Annotated in this window: 4 protein-coding genes; 2 read left to right on the forward strand and 2 right to left on the reverse strand. The window is 68.4% G+C overall.

Features of this window, described 5'->3' with window-relative positions; genetic code table 11:
- Positions 1 to 594: a Uma2 family endonuclease gene (locus tag ACWEJX_RS11730; RefSeq protein ID WP_451607311.1), complete on the reverse strand. Its 594-nt coding sequence runs from the start codon at positions 592 to 594 to the stop codon at positions 1 to 3.
- Positions 595 to 802: 208 nt separating this feature from the next.
- Here ACWEJX_RS11730 and ACWEJX_RS11735 point away from each other — a divergent pair, with 208 nt between their 5' ends.
- Positions 803 to 1255 carry a DUF5959 family protein gene (locus ACWEJX_RS11735; RefSeq protein ID WP_451607312.1) on the forward strand — a complete coding sequence of 151 codons (453 nt, stop codon included), beginning with the start codon at positions 803 to 805 and terminating at the stop codon, positions 1253 to 1255.
- A gap of 79 nt (positions 1256 to 1334) precedes the next feature.
- On the opposite strand, the gene ACWEJX_RS11740 is transcribed toward ACWEJX_RS11735, so the two are convergent.
- The gene (locus ACWEJX_RS11740) at positions 1335 to 9335 is read right to left on the reverse strand and encodes a ricin-type beta-trefoil lectin domain protein (RefSeq protein ID WP_451607313.1); all 8001 of its coding nucleotides are present in this window, start codon (positions 9333 to 9335) and stop codon (positions 1335 to 1337) included.
- A 586-nt stretch (positions 9336 to 9921) separates the two neighbouring features.
- Between ACWEJX_RS11740 and ACWEJX_RS11745 the strand changes: the two genes are divergently transcribed.
- On the forward strand, positions 9922 to 13168 hold a 3247-nt coding region (locus tag ACWEJX_RS11745), incomplete at its 3' end, for a DNRLRE domain-containing protein (protein WP_451607314.1).

Consider the following 13168-nt stretch of genomic DNA (forward strand, 5'->3'; position numbering starts at 1 on the left):
TCAACGGCCCGGCTGCGCTCCGTAGAGCGGGAAGCCCGTCGTGGTGAGTTCGCCTCCGAGTTCCTCGGGGAGCGGAACGTCCTCGCCGTACTTCCCGTGGACGACCGCCTTGTACTCGCCTTCTCCGGGGCGAGTGAACAGAGACCACGTGCCCGTGCGCGGATCGATCTGCAGGAGCCGTGCGACACGTGCCGCCGCGTACCAGGCGGTCTTCTCGTTGATCCCCTTCAGCCGCTCGTTCGGCGAGATCACCTCCACCGCCAGCTCGACCGCGTCCGCCTCCAGCAGCCAGCCGTCCTCGTCCTTGAACGCGCGTGGCCCGATGGTCAGGTCCGGGATCGAGTAGTCGTCCGGATCTCCCGGCATGGGGACGGACACGTTCTCGTACGCCTCGTGTACGGCGGCGAGGCCGGGACGGATGGTGTCGCGCAGGTCGATGACGATCCCGGCGTGCTTGCCACTCGGGCTCGGGGACATCACGAGCTTTCCTCCGATGATCTCCACACGCATACCGGTGGCCTGCTCGATCTTCTCGGCGGCTTCGCGCAGATGTCCACGACGGACTGGAATGGGGCGGGGGGCCGGGCTGGCCAAGGTGTCTCCTCCTTGCCGGCATGGAGCGAGTATGGGGCCAGAACCTGATCGTGACGGATCCGCATGTCACTCTACGGCAGGGCCCGTACCGCCAACGGCTCAGCCGCCGGCACCCGCGCGGGGGCTTACGCCCCACCCCTCGGGACCAGCCATCACCAGCGTCAGATCAGACTGACAACGGCACCTGGTGCTGGCAGCATGACGCCTCATGGATCTGATCAAACTTTCGGACGGCTTCAACACATGCCGCGTTCATGTCCTTGGTCGGCACACACCCGGGGTTCTCCCTCTTCACGACCTGCTGGACGCCGAGATTCTGATCGAGACCAGCTTTGCCACCGGGAAACTCGACATCTACGTCCCGCACCGCTTCCTGGCAGAATGGGCCGATTGCCTCAACTCCCTGGAACAGGGTCGCGACGCGGAATGGCTGGACCAGGGGAATGGGCCGACACTCGGGATCGAGATCTCTGATGACCAAGAAGGGGACATCACGGTCTTCGTGGAGGACGGATCCGGAAGCGGGGTGCGGGTCTCCGTTCCCCTCGCTCTGGACAGCGACTGGATCGACGAACAGCGCGACCTGCTGAAAGACGTGATGACCGCTTGGCCGAGCGAGGTGGAGGAGACGACGCCAGGCTCATACACCTGGCGCCGTTAACGGCGATCGGGCAGGGCTTCCGACGAAGCCCTGCCCGATCAGTGGCGCCCGTCACGGATGGACGCCGGCCGATGATGCCCTACTGGAAGAAGGTCTTCACCATCGACCAACCCGTATCATCGAATGCCTCGATATGGACCGCATAGGCGACGTTGTCTCCCGGATGGTACAGCGGCGTACTGGCGTACATGATCGTTCGCCCACCACCACCGGAAACATATTCGGCGATCTTCTTTTCGAACTCATTCATGACGCCGTTGTCGATTGCCGCCGTCGTCCTCACGAAGTTTGACGGCACATTACCGGCGCCACCGAGCGCCGCCGGCAGGAGATGTCCACGAGCGTCCCCGTTGGCTCCGCTGACGAAGCCGGGAAGGTCCTTCGCCATCCTCTGCGTCGCCTTGGTGCCCGTGCCGACCATCTCGGGCGTGACGATGGCGACGATCCCGGAACGACGGCCATCGGAGTCGATCGATCCGTAATCGATCTCACCGCCACCACCACAGTTGTGGACAAGGACCGCTGCACCCCCCACCAGCACGTAGTAGGTGTGGAGGTCGGAAACCGTCAGGTTGTGGACGGTGGCAGCCTGGGCGGTCCAGTGCCGGATCGCCGTGATCTGGACCCGGGTGCCCGCGCTGGTGCGCAGCCACTCGCCGGCCTTCAGATCGGTGGCCTTGATCCACTGACGGAGCTCGGGGACCCAGAAGGGGTGGCCGTCGGTCGCGCTGACCTGGGCCGTCTTCGAGCCGGACTTGCCGTCGAGGTCGATCGTGACCGTGGTCAGGTGCTTGACGCCTTGACCCTTGATCTCGGCGGTGACCGTCTCTGTCCGGGTCTCTCCGGTCTTCGGGTCGGTGGCGACGATCTTGTCGCCGTCCTTGACCTTCTCGATCGGCTTGGCGGAGCCGTCGGCCATCAGCACCTTCGTGCCCGGCACGAAGCTGTTGTCCCGGGTCGTGCAGGAACCGCCACCGCCTTCTGCCTTGCCGGAGCCGTGGCCGCCGCTCGAACCGCCATGGCTGCGCTCGGTGCTGCCGGCCTTGCCCTCTGTCTTCCCGCCGCCACCGTGACCGCCGCCACCGCTGCCGGCGTGGGCGGAGGACTTGGGTGCGGCCTTGGCCTGGGCCGCCTTCTGGACCGGGTTACCGGTCTTCTTGGCGCGTTCGGCGGCGCGGTCGGCGATTCTCTTGGCCAGCTCTGCGGCCTTCTTCTTCGCTCTCTGGATGGCCTCCAGTTTGGCCTTCTCGATGGCCAGCTTCTTGGCCCGTAGCGCCGCTGTCTCGGCCGCCTTGGCCGCCTTGAGGACGATTTCCGCGGCGCGCTTGGCCACCTTGAAGGCCTTGATGGCCTCGATGGTGCGGTCGACGGCCTTCATGACGGCCGGGATCTTGCCGAGCTTGCCCCACGGGATCGCGTCGATGATGACGCTGGCGCAGGACCACATGTCACCGCCGAAGCAGGCGATGGCGTCGTTGATGCCGATGAAGTCCTTCAGCGTCTCCCAGGCCACGGCGAGGATCACCGAGGTCAGGGACTTGCCCTGCATCGACTGTGCCTGCGCGACCTCGGCCGCCGACAGGCCCGCGCCCGCGAGGGCCGCGGCCCGCTCGGATGCGGTGAGGACGATGGAGAGGCCCGAGGGGTCGGAGAAGGTCTCCGGGTTGTTGTTCGCGTACGCGTACCCGTTGGACTGCATCGGGTCGTTGAGGTCGAGCTTCGGGTCGGCGGACAGGAAGCGTCCGACGACCGGGTCGTAGAGCCGGGCGCCCAGCGGCTGGTAGCCGGAGGCGTCGTCCCGGACCTTGCCGAGGAAGCCCCTGTGGTTCTGCAGGTTCCCGGCGAGGGTGCCGCGCTCGTTGCCGAACGGGTCCTGCTTGCGGACGCGCACCGACATGCCGCCGTAGAGGGCGACCTCCGTGTACGCACTGCCCTGCTGATCGCCCGTCTGGGCGACCAGGGTCTCGGAGCCGGTGCCGTAGGCGTAGCGCATGACAGCGCCGCCGGGGACGGCGTAGGTGCGCTGGGTGTTGACCAGGACGCCGCCCTGCTGGACGGTGACCTCGGCCTCGCCCAGGTACAGGGTCGCCTGCTTGCCCTTGATGGTCAGCAGACGGCTGCCGTCGGGGCCGTAGATGTGACGGGTGTCGTTCTGCGGCGACCACAGCTGCGCGGCATCGGCGGCGTTACAGGTCGCGAGCACGATCGCGGTGCCGTTCGCCGTGGCCCCGCCCTGCGCCGCGAGGCACAGGTTGGAGTCCCGGTGGGTCAGCTGGCCGGCGGCGTTGCGGAGCAGCTCCTGCGCGGATGAACCGTCGCACTTCTGGATCTGCACCGCGGAGCCGACCGTGTTCGCGGTCGGCTGGAGGCACCAGTCGCCGGAGACGGACAGCGTGCCCCGGTTGGGGTCGGGCTGCGGAGTCGTGGCCGTGGCCGGGGTGGGCGTGAACTTGAAGTTCTGCGGCGACGACGCGTTGCAGGCGTACAGCTGGATCGGCTGCGCGGCGGCGGCGAGGCCGGACTTGAGGTCGAGGCACTTCTGGGCCGGACCCACGTACGGGGTCTTGCCGCCGGTGCCCGCACCGGTGATCCGGTCGACCTGGCCGTCGTAGGTCCAGGTCAGGTCCTGCTTGTCACCGTTCTCGGTCGACGTGACCGACTTGGTCTCGCCGGTGAGCTCGTAGAGTCGCGTGGCCTCGGCCGTGACGTCGGCGCCCGCGGGGGTCTTGTACTTCTTGGTGACCTTGGTCAGCGTGTGCGGCTGGTCCTTGCTGGTGCCCTTTCCGTACTCGTACGTGGTGACGGCGTTCTTGGTGGTGTCACCACTGAGGTTGTTGTCCGTCAGCTTCGTGCGGTTGCCGAGCAGGTCGTACTCGTACTCCTGCCAGTAGCCGGAGTTGTCCGTGCCCGCGGCGACCCGGAGCGAGCCGGTCGCGTCCCTGTTGAACGTGCCGTCCGGGTTCCGCGGGTTGACACAGGTCGTCTGGTCCTTGGAGGTCCAGGCGGACTTCAGCTGGCCCAACGGGTCGTAGACGAAGCACTGGCGCTCCGCGATCCCGGTGGACTTCTCCTGGATCGAGGTGACGTTGCCGGCCGGGTCGTAGGTGTACGCCCGGTTGGAGACGAGGTTGCCGCCGACGACGCTCTTGTCGGTGGCGGGGTCGGTGGCACCCTTCTCGCGGTAGACCGACTGCTCCGCGAGCGCACCGCTCGACTCGTCGAAGGTGTTCTGCGTCCACACGCGGTACGGCTGGGCGCCGAGCGTGGAGCGGAGCACCTGGCCGTACGGGTCATAGGTGGTCTCGGAGCCGTACCAGTCCTTGCCGGAGACCGAGAGCGGCTTGCCGTCCTTGTTGTAGCGGACGACCAGCTTCTCGGCATCGAACTTGCCCACCGCCGGAACGGTGGTGTCGTCCAGCATGCCCTGGTCGTTGTACGTGTAGGTGTACGTGTAGTCCTTGTTCAGACCCCAGGTGGTGGCGATGGACTGCGGGAGGGACAGCGTGGTCGCGGTCGGCTGGTAGTTCTTCGTGTAGCCGGCGACCGTCTGGGTGTACGCCAGGCCGTCCGTGTAGCGGGTGGCGGTGGCGGGCATGCCCTTGCCACCGGGGGCGGTGTCGTACGTGAATTCGGAGAGCAGCTTGCCGTTGGCGTCGTTCTCGCGCTGCTGCGTGGGCCGCGACAGCTCGTCGTAGCCGCTCCAGACCTTGACGCCACGGTCGTTCGTGACTGTCTCGATCCGGCCGAGGGCGTCGTACGTGGTGCGGACCGTGCCCGAGTCGGGGTCGGTCGCCGTCTCCACCTGGCCGTTGTGGTTGTACGTCCACGTCCACGGATGCGCCTGGTCCGCCGACGCGGTCGCCTGCTTGACCTGGCCGTGCGCGTCGTACTGGTAGCGCGTCGACGTGTAGTGCTCCTTGACGCCCGTCGGCGAGGTGTACTCGGGAGCAGCCGGGTTGAAGGTGTCCGTGCGGATGGTGCGGCCGGTCGCGTCGGTCCAGACGCGGTAGGACGAGCCGCCCTCCGGCTGGATGACCTTCGACCAGTCCTCGCCGTACTCGTAGCGGACGGCCCGGTCCTCGAACGCCTTGGAGTAGTCCTTGCCGTCGGCGGGGTCGACCCACTTCATCCACGGCGTCTCCTGCGTCACGCGGCCGAGGCCGTCGTAGGAGTAGCGCGTGATGTTGGGGATCTGGAGGTCGGAGACCGGGGTGAAGAGCTGGCCCGGCGTGGCGTCCTGGGTGAGGTAGGCGTTGTTGGTCTGGTAGACCTCACCGGTCCCGTCGTAGAGGGTGTCGGTGATCATCCAGCCGGCGTCGTTGTCGGCCTGCTCCTGTGTCTGCCGCTCACGGCCGAGGCCGTCGTAGAGGGTGACGGACTGCTCGATCCGGTCCTCGTAGCCACGCGAGTAGGTGGTGACGTAAGGAGGCTTGCGGATCTTGATGTTGGAGTCGGTCGGGTCGGTCTCCTCGGCGGGGACCGTGTAGACCGCGCGGAAGTCCGGCACGCCGCTGCCAGGGGTACGGCCCGGGGACCAGGCCTCGGCCAGCCGGCCCAGCGGGTCGTACAGGGCCTCGCTGACCAGGTTGTTGGCGTCGGTCGTCTTCACCGTGGTCGAGCGGCCCGGCTCCAGCTCCTGGATCTGGGAGTGGCCGAGCACATTGGTCAGGGTGACCTTGAAGACCTGGCCGGTGGCCGGGCCGATGGAGTCGTAGCTGATCGTGTCCGACTTCGGCGTGGGCTGGCCCAGCTGCTCGGGCGGGGTCTGCTTGACCACGCGGCCGACGGCGTCGAACTCCTTGGTGCCGGTGCTCTGGAAGCCGGTGCCGGTGCCGTTGAGCATCCACGACTCGGTGGCCAGGCCCCGGGTGTCGGAGCCGAGCGCGGTGCCGTAGGCCGTGCCGTCGTACGCGGTGCGGCTGCCGCCGCTGAGCGTCGTCAGGTCGGACCAGTTGGCGTTGGCGCACAGCGTCGGCGAGACCAGGACCTCCTTGGACAGACCGATGAGGTTCTTGGCGGTCTGGTTCAGGTAGGTGGACTTGGTGCAGGACTCGTCACCGCTCTTGCCGGTGTCGCCCTCCGACTCGACCTGGGTCGGGTACCCGTAGGTGGGGTCGTAGGTGGTGGTGGTCCGCACCTGGCGCACGGTCCGCGTGTCGTCGGTGTTGGTGCCCGACGACTTGCTGTACGCGATCTCCGTCGGCTCCGTGACCCGCCACGCCCGCAGCGGGCTCAGGCCGTCGTCGCGGTTGCGCCTGGCGAGCTCGGTGGCCTCGGGGACGGTGATCGAGCGGGAGAGCCAGTCGCTGTCGGCCTTGGAGGAGTCCGCGTACGTGAGCTCCTCGGCGATCCGGCCGGCGAACGGCTCCTCGTCGTTGGCGATGGGGGCGCCGGTGATGTCCTTGACGGACACCGTGCTGCCGAGGCCGCGGAAGAAGCGGGTGACCGCCTTGGACTGCTTCAGCTCCGGGTGCTCGGCGCTGGGCGCCTGGCCGGTGAGGACGGTGGTCTGCTCGAAGCCCGCGAACTGCGAGTAGGTGCGCGTGGACTTCTTGGTGAACTCCGCCTCGGCGAGCTTCCACGCCGGGTTCTTGTACACGTACTGCGTCTGCATCGGCTGGGCGCCGTCGACGTTCGGCGACTCCTCGATGGAGTCGACGACGTACTTGTGGAACCAGTCGATGTCCTCGACCTCGGGGTCGGGGTTCCAGAACACCGGGTAGCAGAGCCGGTTGTTGGCCTTCAGCGCCGCCGTGTCCGACTTGTCGGGCAGGTTGCCGGTGGCGCAGTCGTTGGTCTGGCCGGTCGGGTCGTCCGACTTGGGCTGCTTGTAGGTGACGAAGGTCTCGCCGCCGTACTCGTTGACGACGTGCGCGATGCGCAGCCGGGAGAAGCCGGGCCGGTTGGGGTGGACCGCCTTGACGCGGTTCGGCATGTCCTCGACGTTGGGCTCGAACCGGATCGGGTTCATGGTGACGCTGGCGTCGGTGGAGCCGTTGCGGGCGTAGCCGGTGCGCTGGACCGACTCCAGCCAGAGGGCCGTGTTGGGGCCGGTCCGCAGCTGCGCGAAGCTCTGCTTGAGCTGGTACTCGTCGACGACCTGGCGGGCGGAGGTGTCCGTGCGCCGCTGGGCCGAGGTCGTGATCTTGTCGAGGCGCTTACGGGTCCAGAAGGACGGGCCCGCGTTCCAGCACTTCTTGTTCGCGACGCAGTTCAGGTCGACCGGGGTGTCGAACCAGGGCCGGTAGTTGCCCGGGTCCTTGGACTCGAAGTTGGTGTCGGTGCAGGTGACCGTGCCGACGGTGTAGCAGCGCTCGGCGACGGTGAAGCCGACGCGGGCCGGGGCGGTCGCCGTGAAGATGTTGTTGTTGCGCTGGCCGTAGTAGATGTGGTCGAGCCAGCCGTCCCGGTCGTAGACGATCGGGGCCTTGAAGTTGAAGTTCGGCGCGTAGTAGTTCTGGGCCTTCTTCCACCACAGCGACATGGCGTTGCCGTGGACGTCCTCGACGTAGTCGAGGCCCCAGCGCCAGCCCTGCGTGCAGTAGGAGTTGGTCCAGTCGGTGGTCGTCGGACCCGCGTAGCAGGGCTCACCGCTGTGGTTGCCGTAGACGCGGACGGTGAGCACCGAGTCGGTGGTCGGGTCGTCCGGGTCGGTGCCGTGGTCGGACCAGCCGGGCAGCTTGTTCAGGCCGAAGTAGTACTTCGTGCCGTCCTTGGTGGTGACCCGCCAGTACTCGCCGTCCTTGGCGCCGTTGCCGGTGGGCTCGCCCTTGACCTGCTCGATCTTGGAGCCGTCGCCGTTGGCGGTGAACCACTTGTTCTGGGTGTCGTCCCAGACCAGTTCGGTGGTCATGCCGCCGAGCGAGAGGGTGGCGTTGTTGGAGCCCCAGCACAGGTCCGCGGTGCGGTGCGTGGAGTTGTTGGACCCGGCCTTCTTGGAGTCCTGGCGGCAGTTGGCGTACGTACGGGTGATGGAGCCCGCGTTGTAGTCCCAGCCGTCACCGATCCAGGAGGCCTGGTTGTTCGACGAGGAGGTCCGGCCGTCCACGGTCTGCGAGGAGTAGCCGAGGGACACCTTCGGCATCAGGCCGCCGGCGGTCTCCGGGACCTGGATGTCGTAGTTGTACGTGAAGGCGCCGGACGAGGAGCCCGCCGACCAGGAGCCGGAGGACAGCAGCGGCGAGGCCGTGAAGTCACCGGAGACGGAGCTGCCGGTGTCGAGCATGCCGAGGGCGGCGCCGCCGTTCGCGGCCACCGCGGGCTGGACGCCGTCCTGGTAGGACGCCTTGGTCGCCGTCTTGTCCGCGGTCGACGAGGCGAAGCCCGCGTCGAGGAGGGCGGAGACCGGGACGGTGCCGGTGACGATCTTGTGGACCGTGGCGCCCTTCGGCGCGGGGGCCTTGGTGGGCGCGTCCTTGGCGGCCACCGTCTTCACCGAGCTGCGCAGCCGCTGGAAGTGCTGCTTGCCGTTCTTGACGTCCTTGTCGCCGTCGGCGAGGGACATCGGGGTGGTGCCGCCGCCGTCCGCGCAGTCGCCGGTGGTCGGCGAGGTGTACACGCAGTCGGGCAGCAGCATCAGGCCGAAGCGGTCGGCGGCCTGCGGCCCGTAGAGGTCGGCGAAGCCGGTGGTGTCGACGCTGATCGCCACTTCGGCGTTCGGGTCGACGCCGGCCGGCGGGGTGACCTTCATGACCACGCCGGAGGCGCCCGCGTCCACCGAGGTGGTCTGTGGAGCGACGCCCACGGTCCAGTTGCCGGCGAGGGCGTTCGGGTCGCCGCCCGCGGGCACGCCGATGGCGACCGGGGTGGTGCCGACCGGCTTGGTGGTGCCGGGGGTGTCGGTCGACTGGATGGTGACCGGGAGTCCGGCCTGATCCGTGGAGTTCCACGGCGCGACGGCCGTCGGGCTGTACGGGTCGATCGGCGTCTGCGGGGCCAGGTCGAGGGTCGTCGAGGCTCCGGCGTCGCCGTCGGCCTCGCTGCTCGGCGGGATGGGCGGCAGGTCGACCTTCGCGACGTCTTCCGTGCGGTTCATGCCGGGGCCGGGCGCGGCGAGCGCCTCACCGCCCAGGCTCGTCACGGTCAGTGTCGAGGACAGCAGAAGGACTATGGCCGTGCGGCTTCGCCGCCGGCGCCTTCGTTGTGACTCTGTCATGGCTGGGCGTCCTCGCCCCAGCCATGACAGCGGACCTGAAGCACGCATACGCGTCGACTCCCACCCTGGCGGATCATTCAACGGACGAGGTGCGGAAACACCCACGGTGCGGAAACACCAAAAGGCACACGTCTGGCTCAGGCGCGTGCGTGCGCACTCTCTGTCATGTCCGGCACAGAGTTCAAGATCGGCCCGATGGCCGGAAACCCGCTCAAGGTGATCTGCGTCACGTGGCGAAACGGATCAGATCACTCCGCTAACGGCCTTTCAGATCCTTGGCCGCGAAAGGGTCGAACGCAATCATTACAACCCCAGAAATACCCTTTAAACGGACTTGCTTGATGCAACTTTGCATCGGTTCCGCTTTTGCATAACGGATTCACAACTTCGTCACGCGTAGACGTGGATCTTCGCATGTGTGATCGTGTGCGCGCCTTCTGCCCCGCGGCCTGCCGATCGGGGCTGTCTGTGCTGTCCTCAATCCGCTTGGTTCCCACGGGAGTAGACCGCCGTGACCGCGCCGCCCCGATATCTCAGCCCATTCGTGCGCACGCGCACGCGGCTGTCTCTGACCCTCGGCCTCGTGCTGGCCGCACTGACCGCCGCCCTGCTGCCCTGGTGGCACCCCGGCGGCACGACCCCCACCACCGCCGGCGGCGCCACCGACGCCACGCCCGCCTCGACCGGCCCGCGCGACGAGGCCGCCGCCGTCACCGAGGCCCTGCGCACCCACAAGCAGGTCCTCGTCGACACCGCCACCACCGCCACCAAGCTCACCTGGGCGCTGCCCGACGGGCAGTTCAAGGTCCGGATCAACGCGGCCCCGGTCCGGGCGAAGAACGCCGCCGGCCACTGGGCCCCGGTCGACAACACCCTGAAGCGAACGCCCAAGGCTCCCAAGGGCCTTGGCATCGCTCCGGTGAACGCGGCCGTCCCGGTCCGCTTCGCGAGCGGCAACGCTCCGCATCCGCGCGCCGACCGCTCCTTCACCCGTGCCGAGACTCCGGGCGAGACGCTGCTCGCCGAGGTGGAGCTCGCCGGTCACACCGTCGCGTACACCTGGCCGGGCCCGCTGCCCGAGCCGGTGCTCGACGGCCCCCGCGCCCTCTACTCGGAGGTGCTGCCGGGCGTCGACCTGCTGCTCGTCGCCCGCGAGGAGGGCGGCATGGCGCAGGTCCTGATCGTCAAGACGCCCGAGGCCGCGCACAGCGAGGCCCTGGCCACCGTCTCGTACGGACTGCGTGCCGACGACGCCGTGTTCCGCGCCGACGACAAGGCCAAGCGGGTCCAGGTGCTCGACAAGGCCGGCAAGGAGATCGGCTCGCTGCCCACGCCGTTCGCGTGGGACTCCAGCGGCCGTGACCCCGAGCTGCCCGGCGGCACCGAGCACCGCACGGCGACCGGCACCCCCGCCGATGTCCTCAAGCTCTCCGGCCTCACCGGCGTCGAGCCGGGCGCGAAGTCCGCTCAGCTGCCGATCGGCCTGGACGGCGAGGGCACCGGCACCGCCCACCTGAAGCTCGGCTTCGCCGCGACCGGCCTGGCCGACCGCAAGGACGTCGCCTACCCGCTGTTCGTCGACCCGCCGCTGAACCCGGGCTGGCAGGCCTGGACGGTGGCCTACAAGCCGTACCCGAGCACCAGCTTCTGGGACGGCACCAACTTCTCCTCCGGCACCTCCGACGCCCGCGTCGGCCACGAGAGCGAGACCGGCGGCACCGCCCGCTCGTTCTGGCGGATGGACTGGGACAGCAGCATCAAGGGCGCGGACATCACCTCCGCCACCTTCAAGGTCCTCAACAACTGGTCCTGGTCCTGCACCACCCGTGAGTTCCAGCTGTGGCGCACCGGCTCCATCTCGTCGAGCACCACGTGGAACGCCCAGCCGAGCTGGTCGGACGAGATCCAGCGCAAGTCCTTCGCGCACGGCTGGTCGACCTCCTGCCCGGACGACTACGAGGCCTTCAACGTCAAGTCCGCCGCCCAGTACGTGACGGACCACGGCTACGCGTCCCTCACCCTGGGCATGCGGGCCACCAGCGAGTCCGACGTCCAGACCTGGCGCAAGTTCAAGGCGACGACCGCGGTCGTCGAGGCCGTCTACAACCGCAACCCGAAGGAGCCCTACAACGGCTCCTCGAAGCCCGGCGGCGCCTGCACGCCCGGCCCCGGCGCGGGCGTGACGGTCGGCAAGACCAACATCACCCTGACGGTGACCGCCAAGGACCCCGACAACAACCTGAGCAAGGTCCGCTTCCGCTTCTGGAAGACCGGCGGCACGATCCCGGCCGGCACCTACGTCACCTTCGCCGCGGGCGGCGACACCAAGTCGCTGACCATCCCGGTCACCGACCCGCTGCTCAAGGACATCACGACCAACACCACCTTCTCCTGGGACGCCATGGCCCAGGACTCGGCGGGCGCGACGTCCACCACCTACCCGGCGGGCACCGAGCCCTGCCGCATCACGGTCGACCCGAGCGGCCCGTCGCAGCCCGTCGTCACCAGTGACGTGTGGCTGCCGGTCAACGCCGACGGCACGGTCTGGGCGACCCAGCCCTTCGGCACGACCGGCGCGGCCACCTTCGAGTCCCCCGAGGCGGTCAAGTTCACCTGGTCCTGGGGCGGCGTCGCCCCCGTCACGGTGAACGCCACCGGCGGCGTCGCCACCGTGCCCGACCTGCGGCCGCCGAACTCCGGCCCGAACACCCTCCAGGTGTACGCGTACGACAACCTCGGCAACCCCAGCGCGCGGACCGACTACACCTTCTACGTGCCGCCGAAGAACACCGCCGACACCCCTGGTGACGTGGGCGGCGACGGCATCGCCGACCTGCTGGTCGTCGACGAGAACGGCAACCTGAAGACGTACCCGGGCCAGACCAACGGCGAGCTGTACCAGAAGCTGTCCGCCTCGTACGTCATGGGCGCGGACGGCAAGCCGGCGCTCGACCCGGCCGGCCACTGGTACGACCCGGCCACCGGCAAGTCCGCCCTGATCGCGCACTACGCGGACGCCTACCCCGGCGACGGCACCACGGACCTGTTCGCCCGTACCCCGGACGGCGGCTTCTGGCTCTACCCGGGCGACGGCTACGGCTCCTTCGACGTCAACAAGCGCATGAAGGTCCGCCTCCCGGCCAACGCGCCCGCCCCGTCCACCTGGGACACGCTCAAGGCCGTCGGTGACATCACCGGCGACAAGATGCCGGACTTCACCGTCAAGGCCGGCACCGCCTTCTGGATCCTCTCCGGCTACAGCGGCGGCAGCATCCAGACGGCCACCCTGGAGGAGGGCACCGCCTGGGCCCGCCGCGACATCGTCAACCTGGCCGACATGAACAAGGACGGCACGCCCGACCTGCTCTGGCGGAACCTGGACAACGGCAACATGTACCTGCGCCGCGGCAAGCCGGGCACGGGTACGGGCAGCGTCGACCTCAACTCGATCGCGCTCGCGGCCAACTCCGTCGCCGGCGACGAGTCCTTCGGCACCGGCTGGGCCGACACCAACGTCAAGTACGCGATCGGTGTCCCGGACCTCAACAACGACGGCATCCCGGACATCTGGGCGCTGTTCGTCTCGGACGGCCACATGGCGATCTACAACCCGTCCACGACGAACACCAACTCCGCCGTGAAGACGGTGATCTCGTCGGGCTGGACGACGAAGAAGGCGTTCGACCACTACTGCAACGAGCTGAGGGAACTGCAGGCCTCGGTCGAGGCGTTGGAGCTTCAGATCGTGGACGGGCAGG

Source organism: Streptomyces sp. NPDC004788 (assembly GCF_053601115.1).

Bases quoted from the DNA above. Each gene is read 5' to 3' on its own strand.
- ACWEJX_RS11735 (WP_451607312.1), top strand. From the start codon at position 803: ATGGATCTGATCAAACTTTCGGACGGCTTCAACACATGCCGCGTTCAT.